Origin of the sequence: Ilumatobacter fluminis, assembly GCF_004364865.1 — a bacterium.
Taxonomy (GTDB): domain Bacteria; phylum Actinomycetota; class Acidimicrobiia; order Acidimicrobiales; family Ilumatobacteraceae; genus Ilumatobacter; species Ilumatobacter fluminis.
In genome coordinates, this window is sequence record NZ_SOAU01000001.1 from 3128265 (window position 1) to 3146879 (window position 18615).

14 protein-coding genes are annotated in these 18615 nt (G+C 69.5%); 7 read left to right on the forward strand and 7 right to left on the reverse strand.

Annotation, left to right across the window (positions count from 1 at the left end; all coding sequences use genetic code 11):
* Nucleotide 1 precedes the first annotated feature (1 nt).
* The 3 genes from sucB to BDK89_RS14185 form a co-directional block, all read right to left on the reverse strand.
* Nucleotides 2-1423: a 2-oxoglutarate dehydrogenase, E2 component, dihydrolipoamide succinyltransferase gene (gene sucB / locus BDK89_RS14175; RefSeq protein WP_279586817.1), complete on the reverse strand. Its 1422-nt coding sequence runs from the start codon at nucleotides 1421-1423 to the stop codon at nucleotides 2-4.
* 27 nt (nucleotides 1424-1450) lie between these two features.
* On the reverse strand, nucleotides 1451-2851 hold the full coding sequence (gene lpdA / locus BDK89_RS14180) for a dihydrolipoyl dehydrogenase (protein WP_133869562.1): 1401 nt from the start codon (nucleotides 2849-2851) through the stop codon (nucleotides 1451-1453).
* Nucleotides 2852-2929: 78 nt separating this feature from the next.
* A complete protein-coding gene (locus BDK89_RS14185; RefSeq protein ID WP_133869563.1) occupies nucleotides 2930-3355 on the reverse strand; it encodes a hypothetical protein in 426 nt (141 codons plus the stop codon).
* 128 nt (nucleotides 3356-3483) lie between these two features.
* Here BDK89_RS14185 and BDK89_RS22680 point away from each other — a divergent pair, with 128 nt between their 5' ends.
* On the forward strand, nucleotides 3484-3906 hold the full coding sequence (locus tag BDK89_RS22680) for a thioredoxin domain-containing protein (RefSeq protein ID WP_133869564.1): 423 nt from the start codon (nucleotides 3484-3486) through the stop codon (nucleotides 3904-3906).
* A gap of 75 nt (nucleotides 3907-3981) precedes the next feature.
* Entirely contained in the window at nucleotides 3982-4203 is a 222-nt protein-coding gene (locus tag BDK89_RS14195; protein WP_133869565.1) for a thioredoxin domain-containing protein, read from the forward strand.
* Nucleotides 4204-4273: 70 nt separating this feature from the next.
* Here BDK89_RS14195 and BDK89_RS14200 read toward each other — a convergent pair whose 3' ends face one another.
* Nucleotides 4274-6319 (reverse strand): hypothetical protein, encoded by a 2046-nt coding sequence (locus BDK89_RS14200; RefSeq protein WP_133869566.1) that lies wholly within the window; start codon nucleotides 6317-6319, stop codon nucleotides 4274-4276.
* 165 nt (nucleotides 6320-6484) lie between these two features.
* On the opposite strand from BDK89_RS14200, the gene BDK89_RS14205 reads away from it, so the two are divergent.
* From BDK89_RS14205 to argJ, 3 genes are read left to right on the forward strand one after another with little or no spacing between them, the layout of a single operon-like run.
* Nucleotides 6485-7390 carry a TIGR01777 family oxidoreductase gene (locus BDK89_RS14205; RefSeq protein ID WP_133869567.1) on the forward strand — a complete coding sequence of 302 codons (906 nt, stop codon included), beginning with the start codon at nucleotides 6485-6487 and terminating at the stop codon, nucleotides 7388-7390.
* 31 nt (nucleotides 7391-7421) lie between these two features.
* Nucleotides 7422-7913, forward strand: coding sequence for a MarR family winged helix-turn-helix transcriptional regulator (locus BDK89_RS14210; protein WP_208294080.1), 492 nt, complete (start codon nucleotides 7422-7424; stop codon nucleotides 7911-7913).
* A gap of 43 nt (nucleotides 7914-7956) precedes the next feature.
* Nucleotides 7957-9123, forward strand: a complete 1167-nt coding sequence (gene argJ / locus BDK89_RS14215; protein WP_133869568.1) for a bifunctional glutamate N-acetyltransferase/amino-acid acetyltransferase ArgJ — start codon at nucleotides 7957-7959, stop codon at nucleotides 9121-9123.
* A 22-nt stretch (nucleotides 9124-9145) separates the two neighbouring features.
* Here the strand turns inward: argJ and BDK89_RS14220 are convergent, their stop codons facing one another.
* The 3 genes from BDK89_RS14220 to BDK89_RS14230 form a co-directional block, all read right to left on the reverse strand.
* Complete coding sequence (locus BDK89_RS14220) at nucleotides 9146-12280, reverse strand: SpoIID/LytB domain-containing protein (RefSeq protein ID WP_133869569.1); 3135 nt, start codon at nucleotides 12278-12280, stop codon at nucleotides 9146-9148.
* Nucleotides 12281-12376: 96 nt separating this feature from the next.
* A complete protein-coding gene (locus tag BDK89_RS14225) occupies nucleotides 12377-12823 on the reverse strand; it encodes a ribonuclease H family protein (RefSeq protein WP_133869570.1) in 447 nt (148 codons plus the stop codon).
* Between the two features lie 19 nt (nucleotides 12824-12842).
* Nucleotides 12843-14987, reverse strand: coding sequence for an acyltransferase family protein (locus BDK89_RS14230; protein ID WP_133869571.1), 2145 nt, complete (start codon nucleotides 14985-14987; stop codon nucleotides 12843-12845).
* A 102-nt stretch (nucleotides 14988-15089) separates the two neighbouring features.
* On the opposite strand from BDK89_RS14230, the gene BDK89_RS14235 reads away from it, so the two are divergent.
* Nucleotides 15090-16820, forward strand: coding sequence for an SGNH/GDSL hydrolase family protein (locus BDK89_RS14235; RefSeq protein ID WP_166657585.1), 1731 nt, complete (start codon nucleotides 15090-15092; stop codon nucleotides 16818-16820).
* On the forward strand, nucleotides 16817-18526 hold the full coding sequence (locus tag BDK89_RS14240) for an SGNH/GDSL hydrolase family protein (protein WP_133869573.1): 1710 nt from the start codon (nucleotides 16817-16819) through the stop codon (nucleotides 18524-18526). The genes BDK89_RS14235 and BDK89_RS14240 overlap by 4 nt, the downstream gene beginning before the upstream one ends.
* The last annotated feature ends 89 nt before the right edge of the window (nucleotides 18527-18615 follow it).

Genomic DNA, 18615 nt, shown 5'->3' on the forward strand with positions numbered 1-18615 from the left:
GTCAGAGTTCAGCGCTCCAGTCACGCGTCTCCAGGATCTCCTTGACCCGCTTGAGGAAGCCGGCGGCGTAGGCGCCGTCGAACGCACGGTGGTCCCAGCTCATGGCGAGGTTGCCGACCGGGTGGATGGCGATGGCCTCGCCACCGTCGGGGCCCTGCACGACGACCGGCTTGCGCACGATGGCGTCGGTCGAGATGATGCCGACCTGGGGCTGGTTGATGATCGGCATCGTGAGCACCGAACCGGCCGAACCGTTGTTCGAGATGGTGAACGTGCCACCCGAGATCTCGTCGGGGCCGAGCTTGCGCTCACGGGCCCGGTTGGCGAGATCGCTGATCTCGTGTGCGATCGCCTTCAGACGCTTCGTCTCGGCGTTGCGGATCACCGGCGCCAGGAGACCCTCGTAGTCGAGGTCGACCGCGATGCCGAGATCGATGAAGTTGTGCACGAGGAGCTCGTCACCCGACACGCTCGCATTGAGGTGCGGGAACTCGCCGAGACCGTCGATGATCGCACGGCTGATGAAGGGCAGGTAGGTGAGGCTGAAGCCCTCGCTGGCCTTGAACTCGGCCTTGACCTTGCTGCGGGTGGCGTCGACGTTCGCGAAGTCGACCTCGACGACGCTGAACGCATGCGGGGAGGTGGCCTTCGACATCACCATGTGGTCGCCGGTGAGGCGACGGATCTTCGAGAGCCGCACCACCTCGTCGCGCTCGTCGGCTTCGACCTTCGGGGCGGCCGGAGCGGGCGCAGCGGCCGGCGCCGGGGCGGGAGCCGCAGTCGGAGCGGCCGCAGGAGCAGGAGCGGCCGCAGGAGCCGGAGCCGGGGCGGGCGAGCTGCCGTGGGTGTCGATGTGGTCGAGGACGTCTTCGCGGGTGATGCGGCCGCCGGGACCCGTGCCGTTGATCGAGTCGGGATCGAGCCCGTGCTCGTTCACCAGGCGGCGCACCACCGGCGACAGGAGTCGGTTGTCGCCCGCCGTGGCCGGGGCGGGTTCGGGCGCAGGAGCAGGAGCAGGAGCCGGTGCCGGCTCGGGAGCAGGTGCCGGTGCCGGTGCGGGCGCAGGAGCAGGAGCAGGCGCAGGAGCCGGAGCAGGCTCGGGGGCCGAAGCCGGCGCTGCTGCGGGCTCGGGTGCGGGTTCGGGGGCCGGGGCGGGTGCCGCACCGGCGTCGTCACCGACGACGGCCACCACGGTGCCGACCTCGATCGTGTCGCCTTCGGCGGCGCGGATCTCGGTCACCGTGCCGGCAACCGGGGAGGGGACCTCGGTGTCGACCTTGTCGGTGCTGACCTCGAACAACGGCTCGTCGGCCGCGACCGAGTCGCCGACCTGTTTGAACCACTGCGTGATCGTTCCTTCGGTGACCGTTTCACCGAGCTGGGGAAGGGTGACGTCTGCCATGTTCTTGGGTGTCCTCTTGATCGTGGTGGAGGGGGTGGTGAGCGTGGATCAGCCGTTGAAGTTGCGACCGGTGAGCGTCAACATCGTCTCACCGAACAGCTCGGACAGGCTCGGGTGCGGTTGGATGAACTCGGCGACCTCGTCGACGGTGGCCTCCCAGTTGACTGCAAGGTACCCGCCGGAGAGCTGCTCGGTCACCCAGGGGCCCACCATGTGGACGCCGAGGACCTGGCCGGCGGTGCCGTCGGCGTTCTTCTTGGCGACGACCTTGACCATGCCTTCGGTCTCGCCGACGATCTGGGCACGGCTGTTGAACTTGTACGGGTGCTTGGCCACCAGCACGTCGATGCCGGCCTCCTTGCAGGCGTCTTCGCCCGGTCCGGCCCATGCGACCTCGGGGTGGCAGTAGATGGCCCACGGGACACGGTCGTACATGACCGGCATCGGCGACTCGCCGAGCAGGTGCTTGACGACCATGACCGCTTCGGCGTAGCCGACGTGGGCGAGCTGCGGCGTGTCGATCAGGTCGCCGATCGCGTAGACGCCCGGCTCACCGGTCTGGCAGAACTCGTCGACCTCGACGAACCCGCGCTCGCTCACCGTGACGGCCGTGCCGTCGAGACCGAGCTGGTCGGCGAAGGGGCGCCGACCGACCGACACGATCACGGCGTCGACCTCGACCGACTCACCGTCACCGAACGCGACCGTGGTGCCGCCGTTGTCGTTCGGGGTGTGGCCGTTGACCATGACCCCGGTCTTGATCGTGATGCCCTTCTTCTTGAACGAGCGCACGACGACGTTCGCGACGTCGTTGTCGAGACCCGGGAGGATCTTGGGCAGGCCCTCGAGGATCGTGACCTCCGCGCCGAGGTCGGCGAAGGTGGAGGCGAACTCGCAGCCGATGGCGCCACCACCGATGACGGCGACGCGGCCCGGGACGTGTTCGAGGTCGAGGACCTCGTCGCTCGTCATGATCGGGCCGCCACGCTCGAAGTTCGGGATGAGGCGGGGCACCGAGCCGGTCGCCAGCAGCACGTTCGTGCCGGTGATCGTCTCGGTTGCGCCCTCGTTCATCTGCACGGTGACCGTGCGATCGGCGCCGAGCGAGCCGACACCGTTGAACACCTCGACCTTGCGGCCCTTGCACATCGCGCCGATGCCACCGACGAGGCCGGCGACGATCTTCTGCTTGCGGGCCTGCGTGACGGCGAAGTCGACCGTCGGGGCGCTCGACTCGATGCCGAAGTCGGCGCTGTGTTCGACGTGCCGCTTGACGGCCGCCGTCTCGAGGAAGGCCTTCGCCGGGATGCAGCCACGGTTGAGGCACGTGCCTCCGAGTGCATCCTTCTCGACGAGGGCCACCTGCAGACCGGCCGACGCCCCGTACAACGCAGCTGCGTAGCCGCCGGGGCCGCCGCCGATCACCACCAGATCGAACGTGTTGCTCACGGCGTTCACCGTATCGGCCCTACCAACCGGTAACTGCACGACGGTGGTGGCCAGGCCACCACCGTGTGGTGACCGTCGTCACGACAGGACCCAGCGGGCCTGTTCTTCACCGCGTTCGTAGAACAACACCCGCGAGCTCCCGTCGGCGCTCGACACGTCGAACCGCACGACGCACACCGACTCGGCGACCGTGGTCGCCGCGCACGCGTCGGGGGCATCGGTGTCGACCGGCGCGATCGGCCGACCGGATGCGATCAGGCGGAATCCGGCGGCGCCGTCGGGATCGTCGACGCCGGCGATCCGGATGCCCACGCTGAGCACGCCATCCGCCTCGTCGGCGGCCTCGACCTCGATCGTCAGATCGCCGACGTCGACCGGCTCCCCGATCGGGACGGCCTCGGACACGTCGTCCTGGCCGGCGAGCTGGAACAGGAAGACGGCGCCGGCGAGCATGATCGCGAGGCCGCAGGCGAGCGCGAGGAGCAGCAAGGTCCGGGTCTTCACGCGCTCGGAGGCTAACGGCGGCACGGACCGACGGTCGATCACGACGGATGAGAACGACCTGTGAACAACTACGAAACGACGGCCCGGTCGCGCCCATCCGCTCGCACCGGACCGCTACTCTGACGCCCGTGATCGCACGTCGCCTCACCGCTTTCACCGCCGCCGGCACCATCGTGCTCGCGGCGTGCGCCGGTGGCGGTGACTCCGACGCACAGGTCGAGACGGAGACCCCGGTCGAAGAGCCCGCTCCGCAACCGGCCGACGAGCCCGCCGACGAACCGGCCGGCGAGCCTGCTGACGAACCGGCTGACGAGCCCGCTGACGAGCCCGCGACCGAACCGGCTGGCGAGCCTGCTGACGAACCGGCGGCCGAGCCTGTCGAGGAGCCTGCGGGTGAACCGGCTACCGAGCCGACGCCGTCGCCGACCGAGGCCCCCGTGGCCGTGCCCGAGATCCTCGACGTGTCGGCCACCACGATCGACGGCAACGAGATCGAACTCGGCGCATTCGCCGGCCGACCCGTGCTGTTGTGGTTCTGGGCTCCCTGGTGAAGCACCTGCAATCGTGAAGCCCCCTCGGTCGAGGAGGCCAAGCAACGTTGGGGAGACGAAGTCGCCTTCGTCGGAGTGGCGTGGTCCGGTGACACCGGCCAGTACGTCGACTTCGCCGACCGGTACGACCTGAGCTTCCCGCAGATCGACGACACGAACGCCGATGTGTTCACCCGTTTCGGCGTGGCGTATCAGCCGGCGATCGCCATCGTCCTCCCGAACGGCGATGTCCAGACCATCGCCGGGGCCGTCGACGCCGAGACGCTCGACGGCATCCTGAGCCAGGCGACCGCCTGAGCTCTCCTGCACACGCGCCAGGCCGACGTCGACCGTCCGCGAGACGGCACCGCCCGGTCGGCGTCGTCGGTCAGGCGTCGTCGGCGTCGGCGGCGAAGGCGCAGTCGAAGACCCGGTCGCCGTACTCCTCGTCGAACACCGAGTAGGGGTTGCGACCCTCGAAGCACTCGACGTTGTCGACCTCGTACGGCACGAGCCATTCGTCGTACCCGTCGGCGACGAGCGCTTCGTAGCACGGTGCGGCGCCCGTCATCGCCGCGGTGAACTCGTCGTCGGAGAGGCTGTACACCTCGCCCGACCACAGCAACTCGGTGAGCCCGCACTCGGGAGCGAGCAACGAGACCGGCATCTCCCAGTCCTCGGCGTTGCCGGCGGCGATCTCGGTCTCGAAGCACGTGGTCGCTTCGGCAGCGTCGTCGATCGAGTAGCACCGATCGGCCGCCGACTCCTCGTACTCCCAGTCGTCGGCCGAGTCGTCGTCGTCCCAGTCCTCGTCGGCCCAGTCGTCCTCGACCCAGCCGTCGTCGGTCCACTCCTGGTCGATCGCGAAGTCGTCGTCACCGACGACGCCCGGGACGAGCCCGAACGCCATGTCGAAGAAGTCACCGACCGCTGCGGTGCCGAGATCGATCAACTCGTCGAGTTCGTCGCGGTCGAGAGCCCGCAGCACGGCGAGCATCGCCTCGCTACCGGTGGCGATCGGGCTCACGTACCACTGCCCGTCTCGTTCGCGGACCTCGAGACCCACGGCCTCCATGTCGCTGAACGCCTCGGTGAACGCCGTGACGAATGCTTCGACCGACTCGGGCACGTCGACGCCGGTCATCTCCTCCATCGACGAGGTGGCCTCCGGGTCGAGACAGGTCTCCGCCGACTCCGAACCGTTCGGTCCGGCGTAGTCGACCGTGATGCAGTCGTCCTCGAACGAGAAGCGCACGGAGTCGTCGCCGTACGAGGCCTCGATGGTGGCGGCGTCGACGAACAGGGTCCGGGCCGAGCCGTCGCCCTCGACGCGCACGTCGGTCTCGGTCAGCCGGATCTCGACGCCGTCGGATTCGTCGGCGATCGCCTGCTCGGCGTCGGCGAGGAAGAGCGGAGCGTACCGCTGCAAGGCTTCGGCCTCGGCGGGGTCGAGCATCTGCAGCATGCCGCGCACGTCGAGTGCCGCGAGATGTTCGGCGAACAGATCGACGACACCCTCCGGCGAGTCGGCACCGACGGCGCCGATGCCCTCGGACGGCGTCGCACCGACGGCCGCCTCGGTGCGGGCGGCCTCGGCCGCCGTGTAGAGCAGGCTCAGGTACCAGGCACCGTCGTGCTCGACGGCCGCCATGCTCATCTCGAGTGTGTCGGATTCGGTCACCGACGAGCCGCGCATCTCGGCGAGCTCGTCCTCGGACAAGCGGTCGGTGATCAGCGCACCCATCGGGATCGCGTCGCCGTCGACCGTGACGAGCGCATCGGCCGACATGTGCAGCATCACGATGTCGTCGACACCGAGCTGCTCGACCTCGGTCGTGTGCTGCTCGATCACGACGTCGAAGCCGTCGAGGGCGCCGAGGTCGAGGTCGGACGAGAGGATCTCGAGTCGCTGCAACTCGGCGACGGTGTCGATCATCGGCTCACCGAGTGACTCGCGTTCACCCGGCAGCATCAGGTCGACGAGACCGAGGACGTCTTCACCCTCCATCGACGCCATCATCTGATCGGCCAGCTCTTCCGGCGATCCGGCGCCACCCGCCGACTCGTCGTTGAACTGCCGCACGGCGAAGATCGCCGCGAGACCGATCGCGACGACGGCGCAGGCAGCGAGCGCGACGAGCACCGGACGCCGCTTGCTCGACTCGCCCGATGTCGCCGTCGGCGCCGTGGCTCCGGACTCAGCGGGAAGCGGGGCGACCGGACTCGAGGCAATGGGGCTCGGCGCGACGGCGTCGGGAGCGGGAGGGGCCGGCGGCACGGCAGCCGAGGCCGGCTCGGGTTCGGGCAACACCGGCTCACCGGCGCCTGCGCCCTCGCGTGACCACGGAGAGACGCCCGCATCGCCGCGCTGCGGTTCGGCCGGGTCGGCGCCCGAGTCGGAGCTCGGCGGCTGCCAGGGGGTGTCGTCGCTCATGTCCGTGACCGTATCCAATCCGTGATCGCGGGGACCCGAAGTTTCCCGCCGCAACTTCATCGGCCGGATCGGGTCGCTGCTGAACCCCTGCATCCGACGACTGCATTCGACGGCTGCATTCGACGGCTGCATCCGACGACGACACCGCCTTCGTAGTGTGTGGTCATGAGCGCTCCTCTCCGCGTCGGCATCACGGGATCGTCCGGTCTGATCGGCACGGCGCTCAAACGCGCGCTCACCGACGCCGGCCACACGGCGATCCCCATCGTCCGACGCGCAGCAGGCGACGGCGAGATCTCCTGGGACCCGTCCGAACGACGTCTCGATCCCGCCGACCTCGCCGAGCTCGACGTGGTCGTCAACCTCGCCGGTGTCGGCATCGGTGACAAGCGCTGGACCGACGAGTACCGGTCGCTCATCCGCACGAGCCGCATCGACAGCACCGAGACGTTGGTCGACGCCTTCCACCAGCTCGGCGCCGACGCACCCGGGGCCCTGGTGAGCGCATCGGCGATCGGCTACTACGGCGATCGGGACGACGAGACCCTGACGGAGACGTCCGCTCCTGGCGACGGGTTCCTCCCGAGCGTCTGCACCCAGTGGGAGCAGGCCGCCGTGCGTGCGGGCGACGTGACGCGGGTGGCGACCGTCCGGACCGGCGTCGTCCTCACCCCCGACGGTGGTGCGCTCGCCAAGATGCTCCCGCTGTTCAAGTTCGGACTCGGCGGCCGCTTCGGTGACGGACGGCAGTGGTGGAGCTGGATCAGCCTCACCGACGAGGTGCGCGCCATCGTGCACGCCATCACGTCCGACGTCGACGGAGCGTTCAACCTGACGGCGCCGAACCCCGCCACCAACCGCGAGTTCACCGACGTGCTGGGCGACGTCCTCGGCCGTCCGACGTTCCTGCCGGTTCCGGCCTTCGGTCCGAAGCTCGTCGTCGGCAGCGACCTCGCCCAAGCCCTGCTCTTCGACAGTGCCCGGGTCATCCCGGCGGCGCTCGCCGACCACGGCTTCGAGTTCGAACATCCGGGTCTCGAGGCGGCGTTGCGGGCCGAACTCGGACGATAACGGCCGGACGATCGCTGCGTACACTGGTGGCGTGGGCGAGACCACCGCACCGACACCGATCACGCAACCGACCGAGACCCGCTGGCTCGACGACGTCGAGATGCGCGCGTGGCGGTCGTACGTCGAGACCCAGGCCGACCTGAACACCGCGATCGAGGCCGACCTCCGGCCGACCGGACTGTCACTCGGCGACTACCAGGTGTTGGTGTTCCTGTCCGAGGCACCCGATCAGCGCCTGCGGATGTGCGACCTGGCCGACGACCTCCAGCTCTCGCCCAGCGGCCTCACCCGGCGGCTCGACGGCATCGTCCGGCGAGGGTGGGTCGAGCGGGTCGGCTCCGACGACGATCGCCGGGTCATGCTCGCAGCGCTCACGCCCGAGGGGCGCGCCACCCTCGAGTGTGCCGCCCCGACCCACGTCGACAGCGTTCGTCGACGCCTGGTCGACCTGCTCGACGAGGACGAGCTGGCGACCCTCGCGACCATCTTCGACAAGGTGCGAACCGCCCTCGACGACGCCTGACCGCCCGGTGCAACCAGCGCCCCGGTCGGGCATGATGCACGTCATGGACGACACGATCCCGTTGCCGACCGGATTCGGCTGTCACGTCGCGAGCATCGGCGTGAAGGACGACACCGACGACTTCGTCGTCATCGCCACCGCCGACCCGCACCCCGCTTCGGGCGTCTTCACCATGAGCCGATTCGCCGGCCCGAGCGTGACGATCAGCCGCGAGCATCTCTCCGACCGGCGGGCTCGCGGGATCGTGATCGTGTCGAAGAACGCGAACGTCGCGAACGGTCCGGCAGGACTCGACGACGCCAACGAACTCCTGACGATCGTCGCCGACCGACTCGGATGCGAGCCGACCGATCTCCTCGTCGCGTCGACCGGTGTGATCGGCCGCCGCTACCCGATGGATCGCATCCGGGCCGGAGCAGCCGCCACCCCGACCGCTCCCGGCGGCACCGACGCCGGAGCAGCAGCACGCGGCATCATGACGACCGACACCGTGCCGAAGGTCGCCGCACGCACGATCGGCGACGGCCCCGCTCGTGTCGTCGGCATCGCCAAGGGCGTCGGCATGATCGAGCCCGACATGGCGACCATGATCGCCGTCGTCACGACCGACGCCGAGATCGACGCGGACATGCTCGACGCCACGTTCCGTCGGGTGGTCGATCGCACGTTCAACTGTGTGAGTGTCGACTCCGACACGTCCACGAGCGACACCGCCGTCGTCCTCACGAGCGCTGCGGCCGGCCCGGTCGACATCGCCGAGTTCGAGGTCGCCCTCGAAGCGGTGTGTCTCGAGCTGACCAAGCTGATCGCGAGCGACGGCGAGGGCGCCGAGACACTCATCGAGGTCCGTGTCACCGGCGCCCGCGACGCAGCACAGGCGAAGCGGGTCGCGAAGGCGATCGTCAACTCGCCGCTGGTGAAGACCGCCGTCCACGGCGCCGACCCGAACTGGGGCCGGGTGGCCATGGCGATCGGCAAGTGCAGCGACGACACCGACATCGACCAGGACCGGGTCTCGATCGCGTTCGGCGACACCGAGATCTATCCGACTCGCGTCGACGACGCCGAACTCGAGCGGTTGTCGACGTACATGCGCGGCGACGAGGTCGTCATCTCGGCCGACCTCGGCATCGCCGACGGCGCCGCAACCGTGTGGGGTTGCGACCTGACCGACGGTTACATCCGCATCAACGCCGACTACACGACGTAGCCCGACACAGCAGCTCGGCGCGTCAGCCGGGCTGCGGGCCGATGCCGAAGCGGGTGTCGACGAGGCGGTCGGACGCGACACCCATCGAGGCGCCGGCGCCGAACCAGGCCGACACGTCGACGAGCACGTCGGTTCGGGCGTACGTCCAGACGCAGATCTTGCCGGTGCCGTCGACGGGCACGACCACGGCGTTCGGCGAGGCGACCCCGTTGACGAAGTTGACCGATGAGGTCTCGGGCCTCGCCGATGCGCACGGCCACACCGTGAGGTGACCGTCGGCGGTCGGACGGGCGGCCGTGACGTTCAACGCCACGCCGGACACGTCGGAGCCGGGCACACCACCCACGTCGAGCACGAGCACCTCGAGCTGGTTCTGAGCCGGCAGGCTCCGCTCCGCCGTGCCGGTGCCATTGCGGGTGTCGATCAGCCGGGCCGCGGCCGCGCCCATCGACGAGTTGTCGGCGAACCACGCCGACACGTCGACGACCACGTCGGTTTCGGCGTGGGTCGACACACAGACCGTGCCGGTCTCGTCGACCGGCACCACCACCGCGTTCGGGGAGGCGACGCCACGGAGGTAGTTCACCGACGAGGTGTCGGGGCGCTCTGAGCCGCACGGCCACACCGTGAGGTGGCCGTCGGCGGTCGGGCGGGCAGCGGTGACGTTCAGCGCGACGCCGGAGACACCCGACGCCGGGACACCGCCGACGCCGAGCACGGGCACCTCGAGGCGCTCACCTTCCGGCAGCGGTCGCTGTGGCGTCCCGGTACCGTCCCGCGTGTCGATCAGCCGGGCCTGTGCGGCTTCCATCGACGCGCTGTCGCCGAACCAGGCCGACACGTCGACGATGAGGTCGGTCGCGACGAGCGACCACACGCAGATCGCGCCGGTTTCGTCGACCGGGACGACGACGGCGTTCGGCGACGCCGCAGCGGCCACGAAGTTGACCGACGAGGTCTCGGGCTTCGGCGAACCGCACGGCCAGACGGTGAGGTGGCCGGGGGCGGACGCCCGGACGGCGGTGACGTTGAGGGCGACGCCCGACACGCCCGACGCCGGCACGGCGCCGACGCCGAGCACCGGCACCTCGAGCGTCTGCTGCGCGCCGAGGCGGCGCGGCGGTGTGTATCCGTCGCCGAGGAGTTGCAGGATGCGGTCGCGGAGGAACAGCGAGAACTCGGCGTCGCCGGTGCTCGTCAGGTGCACGCCGTCGCTCTGGAACCAGCGGTGCGCCGAGGCGTGGCCGCTGTGGGCGTTCCAGTCGGCGACGACCAGGTTCGGCCAGTCGGAGCGGGCAGCGTCGAGCGCGGCGTTCGTGGAGGCGTAGTCGTAGCCGCTCCGACGCGTCGACAGGTTCGGCCACACCACGAGCCCGACCTGGCGGTCGGCGAGGGCGCTCATCACCGCGTCGATGCGTTCCGGCATCTTCGAGGGTGTGTCGTTGTAGCCGAGTTCGACCACGACGAGATCGGTGCCCATCGGCACGGTTTCGGCCACCGCCACGCCCTCTGCGGTCGTGCGCCCCGACACCGACGAGTACATCTCGGCGTCGAACACCTCGTCGGTGAGCACCTGGAACTCGGACGACGAGCCGAGCGCCATGCCGGTGCCGATCGAGTCGCCGATGTACGCGAAGTCGGCGGCGTTCGTCATCGAGCGGTAGATCGGGACCAGCTCGAATCCGGGCGACGGCAGCCCGTAGTCGCCCCGGAAGTTCCAGGCGCTGCGGTAGTTGCCGTTGCCGAGCGACACCCGGTTGTCCCAGATGCCGTCGTACGGAGTGGTCGGGTCGTTGACCGTCGCGACGGCATCGGCCGAACTCAGGCCGTATCGCGACATGACCGAGTCGGCGTCGATGACCCTCGTCCACTGGTGCAGCGGATTCGGCTCGACGTCGTCGAACGGGTCGTTCACGGACGGGAACGACCCACCGGCCGTCCGCGGTCCGTTCGAAGCCGAGAACTCGGTGGAGACGAGGTTGTTCGTGCCCGTCCACACCCGCACGTCACCGGCGGTCGCGGCGATCGCCGAGTTGGTTCGAGCGTGCTCGACCGGGACGAACGACGAACTCGTCGCTCCCCCGCGGGTGGCCGCCCCGTAGTACACCTGGCACGAACTGGTGTCGCAGGTGGACGCGTACGAGTACCGGCTCTGGGTCAGGCCGTACGAGCGGGCGGCGACCGACTGCGCCTTGAGCGATTCGGTGGGCCAGCTCGCCGACACCTCCTTGGGCACCACGCCGCGGAGATAGAGCTCGGTGTCGAGTTCGTTCACGACCCGGTTGCCGTCGCCGGTGTTCCAGAACTCGAGGTCGCCTCGGTAGTGGGTGAGCGATCCGTCCGGCTGACACGCGCCGAGCACGTCGCCCGGCACGGCCGTGTCGTCGGCCACCGTGGTGCTGAACGTGATCGGGCCGGCGACGCCCGACTTCAGCTTGGTCCAGGTGGTCGGTGACTGATCGGCGAGGAGTTCGCTCGCCCGTTCCCAGTCGTCCTGGTTCCACACCGTGCCGCCCGACGGCAGGTTCTGCGCTTCCTGGAACGAGTGCAGGGCGGCCTTCGTGAGGTTGCCGAAGTCACCGTCGATGTAGGAGGGGTCGTGGCCGAGATCGCGCAGCACGCGCTGCATCTGCTCGACCGCCGAACTGTTGGTCATCCCGAACGTGATGAGGCTCTCGGGCACCGTCGCCACCGAACCGGACGGGCAGCTCTGCTTCGACACGATGCCGTACACGTCGAAGGTGTTGGACGAGGTCTCGACCGCATAGAGCGAGGTGTAGTCGTTGGCCGACGACTGGCTCGCGCCGGCCCAGCGCGCCTTGCCCCTGGTGCTGACGACGCCGAAGGTGCCGCGCCCGTCCCAGTCGGTGAGTCGCACCCTGATGTCGCCGGTGCGGGTGCCCATCGAGGTGCCGCCGTAGTAGTGGTCGAGGATCTCGGTGTAGTCGTGACCGGCCTGTGCGCGCCCGTAGGCGCCCCACTGCGACATGCCGCGTCCGTGCCCGAACCCGACGCCGCGGGCGAGGAACGCGATCACGGTGTCGTCGCCGCTCGGTTCGGCCTGCACCGCGGTGGACGGGACGGTGACCGCAGCACCAGCGACGAGACCGCCGAGCACGCAGGCGCGAACGACGCGGGAGAGAGACCGACGGATCACGTCGGAAAATCGTATCGAATCGTCACACGTCCGTAACGTCACCCTGGTTCATCGGCACCGGCGGCCGACGGGTGAAGCGCGGGGTTCGTCGCCGTACTACTTGGCGGGGACGGCGGCGACTGCGAGGGCGTCGACGCGATCGTTCATCGGGTCGCCCGAGTGACCTTTCACCCAGCGGAACGTGACGTCGCCCGATTCGACGAGGTCGACCAACGGTTCCCAGATGTCGGCGTTCGCGACCGGTTGCTTCTTCGAGTTCTTCCACCCGTTGCGGCGCCAGTTCTTCCACCAGCCGTCACGGAAGCAGTTGACGACGTAGGTCGAGTCGGACACGACCTCGACGTGGCCGGCCTCGCTGCCGACGCCGAGCGCCCGCAGGGCTTCGAGCACCGCCTGCAACTCCATCCGCTGGTTGGTGGTGCGGTCGTCGCCACCCGACCCGTGCGGCTCGCCGTCGGGGGCGACCGCCCATCCCCATCCGCCGGGCCCGGGGTTCCCCGAGCAGGCGCCGTCGGTGTACACGGTGATCGTCGAATCGTCCATCACAGTCTCCGTTCAGGTCTCAGTTGGTCGGCCCGGAGAACGGCAAGCCGAGTGCCGCCCGGATGACCTGCTCACCGAGGTAGTTCTCCGAGATCAGCCGCGACACGTCGGGTGTCCAGTGCACACCGTCGGGCCGGATCTCCTTGTCGTCGTCGAGGCCCTCGGCCGCGTGCCACGCCGCGAACGGGAGGATCCGCAGCTGCGGGTATTGGCCTTGCAGCTCGGTGACGACGCGCCCGACGACCTCGTACCGGGCCGGGTCGGCCTGCGGCGCCTCGCGACTCATCCACAGCGGGTTCGGCGTCGGCGGCTCGACCCAGACGATCGACGACACGCCGGCGTCGACGAGATCGCCGACGATCCCGCCGTACGCCTCGACGAGTTCGGCCTCGAATTCCGGGTCGAACGGGGTGCTCTCGGTCGATCCGTCGAATCGGTGATCGATGACGTCCCAGGGCGTCACCATCAACACGACGACGTCGGGGGTCAGCTCGGCGACCTGGGCCGGGACACGGTCGTCGACCCAGGCGACGCAGCGGTCGGGGGTCTGCTCCCACCCCTCGCCGACGGCTCGTTCGCCGACGACGACGAATCCGCAGCCTCGCTCGACGTCGGTCTGCACCTGGGCGAGATCGGGGTTGGCGGCCGCCCACGACACGAGCCCGGCGCCGATCGCCTCGGCGGTCGAGTCACCCACCATCAGGGCACGCACCGGCCTCGCCAGTTCGGGGAGCGGCGGCACGGTGGTCGGCGCCGGCACGGTGGTGGCCGAGGCCGACGGCACCGACGTGCTCCCCGGCCCGGGCGGATCGGTGGCGGTGCTCCCGTCGACCGGTGTGCTCCCGTCGGTCGTGTTGCTCTCGTCGGACGGTGTGGTGACCGGCGACGTCGGCGCGGTGGTGGCGACGATCGGCACGAGCGGGGTCGTGTCGTCGGTCTCGATCGCCGCGGCCTCGGCGGTCTGGTCGTCGGACTCCCAGTAGTTGCCGAGCGCGGTCGGCACGAGCACGACCGACGCCACCGCCACCGCCGTCGTGGCACCGAGCGACGCGATCAACGTCGGCCGGAATCCGACCTTGGTCGCGTGCCGGATCGGCTGCTCGAAGAAGAAGTAGCTCGCGACGGCCACCACGAAGGTGAGCGCCAGACGGACGAACACCAGCGGTGCACCGTCGAACCCGGCGCGGTCGGCGTCGAGCACGACATAGATCGGCCAGTGGTAGAGGTAGACGCCGTACGAGATCTTGCCGACGAAGACGAGCGGCGCGATCGACAGCCCCGCCCGCACCGGCCCGTCGACCTGCAGACCGACCAGCAGCGCACCCGACACGACGGCGACCAGCGGGAGCGCGCCCTCGTAGGCAGGGCCACCGACCGTCGGAAAGAGCACGACCGAGGCCGACAACACGATCAGACCCAGCGGCGCCAACCACGCGAGCCACGACGGCAGGTCGAGCCGCCGGCCGAGCAGCATCGCCAGGAACGCACCGACCAGGATCTCGGCGAGGCGTGCCGGCGTGGCCCAATACGCCGCGTCGGCACCCCACACCTGTGCGATGATGGGCGCGACGACGGCGGCGAGCGCGGTGAGCGCACCGATCGCGATCGTGCGGCTGCGATGCGGGCCGACACGTCGGAGCAGGAACAGCATGGCGAGCGGCCAGAGCCAGTAGAACTGCTCCTCGATCGCGAGCGACCAGAAGTGCTCGAGCGGCGACGGCGTGCCACTCGTCTCGGCGAGGAGCTCCTGGTACGAACCGTCACCGGCGAGCAGGACCCAGTTGGCGACCTGGAACAGCGAGCCGATCACCTGGGGACGCAACGAACTCACGCCGTCGAACCAGTCGGTGATCGACGACAGGACGACGATGACACCGACCGTGAGCACACTCGCCGGCAGCAGCCGACGCATGCGCCGCCCGTAGAACGCCGGCAGGTCGATCGTGCCCTTGGTGTCGAACTCGGCGATCAGGAGCGAGGTGATCAGGTACCCCGAGAGGGTGAAGAAGACCGAGACGCCGAGGTAGCCGCCGTCGAAGCCCGGGACGCCGGCGTGGAAGAGCAGCACGGCGACGACCGCCAGCGCACGCACCCCGTCGAGCGCCGGCTGGTACCGGATGCGGGGCGCGGTGCCGGGAGCAGGAGTGGTCACGGTGCCGGCCATCTGCTCGGAGTGTAGGAGTCGGTCGCAGTATCTTGTGGTCTCATGCACGATTGCAGGCGCGGGCGGGTCCGACGGAGAGCGGTGTGGGTGGCGATGGCGATCGTGGCCACGACGACCGTGGCGATCGGTGTCGCCGCCGACCCCGACCCGGTCGAGGCGGCGCCCATCGAGATCGTTCGAGGAAACGACGGACCGCTCGGCGCGATCTCGGTGATCGGCGACTCGGTGATGGTCGGTTCGCTCGCCTTCGGGCCGGACCTGCCGACCCGTCTCGCCGAGCAGGGGTGGGGGCCGATTCGCGCCCGCGCCGGCGAGGGCTACTCGACCGGCTACTTCGGCGTGGGCACGACGTTCCGTGCCAGCTACTGGATCGACCTGTGGAAGTCGCAGGGCTGGGACCCCGATGCGGTCGTGGTCAACTTCGGCGCCAACGATGCCGGGCTGTGCCAGTACCGGAACGAGACGATCGACCAGTGCTCGTACAACGCGATCAAGCACCTCGTCGACACGATCGGCCCAGGCAAGCGCATCTGGTGGCCGAAGATCACCCGCTTCCCCTACAACCGCGTCTCGATGGACGCCTGGAACAACGCCCTCGACCGGATGGCGAGCGAGCACCCCGATTTCCACACGTGGGACTGGCCGTCGGTGATGTACGCCACCGGGAACTACTCGTCCGACCACACCCACCTGTCCCCGACGGGCTATCGGAATCGCTCGCTCTGGATGGCCGAGGAGATCACCGCCTCACTCGGTCGCGCCACCGACGTCGGTCTCGCCGCGCCGATCCCGACGTCGACCGGTGGCGTGTCCGAGATGGTGCCGATCGGCCCTGAACGAGTGCTCGACACCCGGACCGACCCACCGGGCCGCCTGAGCGCAGGACAGACGATCGAGGTCGACGTGTCCGACGTCGTCCCGTCCGACGCCACCGCGGTCGCCGCCTACGTGACCGCCGCCGGTGTCGCCGGCCCCGGCCACCTCGGCGCCAACGCGTGTACCGCCGGCATCGAGTCGTCGTCGTTCACGAACTACTCGACCGGCGACCGCGGGGCCGTCACGATCACCCCGCTCACCGATGACAAGACGTTCTGCGTGTACAGCCATGCTGCTGCCGACGTCATCGTCGACGTGCAGGCTGCGTTCGTCGACGACGGACTCCGGTTCACGCCACTACCGGAACTCGAGCGTCTGATCGACACCCGTGACACGACTGCGAACCGGCGTCTCGAGCTACCCGTCCCCGACGGCGCCGAGGCGGTCGCCGTCAACATCACCGCTGTGATGGGTTCGGCACCCGGTCACGTCACTGCGCACCCCTGCCTCGACCCGATCCCGAACACGGCCACGCTCAACTACCTCCCGGGCGAGGTGATCGCATCGAGCGCCTACATCCCGGTCTCCGACGAGGGCACGATCTGTCTCGACTCGTTCAGTCTGGTCGACTTGGTCGTCGACCTAACCGGAACGTTCAGCGAGAGCGGCCGGCTGGCGTTCCAGCCGGCGACGCCGACCCGCATGCTCGACACCCGTGACGCGACCGGCGGCTGGTACCCGATCCACGGACTCGAACAGACCCTCGAGGTCACGGTTGCGCCGATGGGTGCCCAGGCGGTGACCGGGACGATCACGCTGGTCGCGCCGATGCGCAACAGCCACCTGCAGGCGTGGTCGTGTGGCGACCGTCCGACCAACTCGAACGTCAACGCACTCCAGGGGCGAACGCTCGCCAACTTCGTCACGACGGGCACCACCTCGGACGGCACGCTGTGCCTCTTCGCCATCAACGCTGGACAAACCGTGTTCGACACGACCGGCTGGTGGGTCGAGTGAGGGCCACACGCGTCCTCGCCACCATCGCCATCGCCGCGCTCGGACTCGGCGTCTCGACCGCGGGTGCGTCGGGCCAGGCGTCGGAACCCGAACGCATCACCGAGGCGGCGCCACGCTCGCAACGCGTCGCCGTGTTCGCCGACTCGGTCGGACTCGGCGCCCGATCGGCGATCCCCGCCGCCTTCCCGGCCGACTGGGAGGTCAACGTCGACGGCCAGCCCGCCCGCTTCGTCGAGCAGCTCGAGAACGACTTCGTCAAGTACCGCCTCGCCGTGAGCCCGCAGTGGTTCGGCGATCACGTCGTCATCGCCGGCGGGTACAACTACCCGTACTGGGACCCGGAGCGCTTCGACCGCTCGATCGACTCGATCATCGGCACGCTCACCGCGGCGGGCGTGAAGCACGTCTACTGGGTGACCTTGCGAGAGATCGACCCGCAGTACATCTCGGGCGCAGCATGGCGGCAGGTGCAGCCGTACTACTGGTACTTCCCCACCGTCAACGACCATCTCGAACGAGCGCTCGACCGCCACGCCAACCTGACGCTGATCGACTGGGCGGCCGCCGCCAACCGGCCTGGCATCACCTACGACGCCATCCACCTCAATACCACCGGCGCGGCGCTGTACTCGAGCCTGATCAAGTCGGCCGTCGACAGCACCGCGACCACCGTCGCCGACGGATCGACGACGCGGATCCGCGTCCCCGACGCCGACGGTGCCGTCGCCGCCACCGTCAACCTGACCACGACCCACCCCCGCCGGTCGGGCCACCTGGGGGTCCACCGGTGCGACGAGCCGGCACCGACCACCTCGGTCCACAACTACTCGCGCGGCCAGGTGGTCGCCCACACCGCCCTCGCACCGCTCGATGCCAACGGAGAGTTCTGCCTGACGACACTCACCCAGACCAACCTCGTCGTCGACGTGACCGGCACCTTCGCGTCGGATGCCGGGTTCAACGCCGTCGGACCGACCCGGTGGCACGACACCCGAACCGCCGGTGCACCGCTCGGCGGCGGCGAGACCCTCCGACTCGACGTCGACGACGTGCGGTCGGCCGCAGGTTTCACCGGCGACCCCGACGCCGTGGCGATCAACGTCACGTCGGTCGCCGGCACCGACTTCGGCCACATCACCGTCACCCCCTGCGGTGTCGACGCCGACCACTCGAACGTGAACTTCGCAGGCGCCGCAGCAACGCCGAACCTGGTCGTCGTCGCACCCGACGCCGACGGCGAGATCTGCCTCCGCTCCACGACCACGACCCACGTCGTCGTCGACCTGTTCGGCATCTTCGACGAGGCGTCCGGCGTCGTCGTCGACCTGCCGCGGCGGCTGTTCGACTCACGCGACGACCTCGACGGGACGAAGGTCGCCGCCGGCAGCACCGTCGAGATCGACCTCGGCCCCGAACTCGGCGAGACCGCCGGCGGCGCCATCGTGAACCTGACCGGCGTCGGTGCCGAGGCGGCCGGACACTTCACCGCCTATCCGTGCACCGCCGACCGGCCCACTGCGTCGAACCTCAACCTCGGCGTCGGCGAGGTCGTCGCGAACGCCGCGTTCCTCACCCCCGACGCCGACGGGTTGCTGTGCGTGTCGACGCACAGCCGAAGCCACGTCGTGGTCGACCTGCTCGGCGAGGTCGGCGACGTGTTCGAGGGCCACACCGCCCAGCGAGTGCTCGACACACGCCAGCGCTGACACGCCGCCGCGACGGCCGGCATCGACCGTCACCGGGCAGACACAGCGTCTCGATCGTGTGAAATGAAACCGTTTCCAGACGGTCCGTG

Coding starts and splice junctions, on each gene's coding strand:
- BDK89_RS14200 (WP_133869566.1), bottom strand. CDS start 6,319: ATGAGCGACGACACCCCCTGGCAGCCGCCGAGCTCCGACTCGGGCGCC.
- BDK89_RS14205 (WP_133869567.1), top strand. CDS start 6,485: ATGAGCGCTCCTCTCCGCGTCGGCATCACGGGATCGTCCGGTCTGATC.
- argJ (WP_133869568.1), top strand. CDS start 7,957: ATGGACGACACGATCCCGTTGCCGACCGGATTCGGCTGTCACGTCGCG.
- BDK89_RS14225 (WP_133869570.1), bottom strand. CDS start 12,823: ATGGACGATTCGACGATCACCGTGTACACCGACGGCGCCTGCTCGGGG.
- BDK89_RS14230 (WP_133869571.1), bottom strand. CDS start 14,987: ATGGCCGGCACCGTGACCACTCCTGCTCCCGGCACCGCGCCCCGCATC.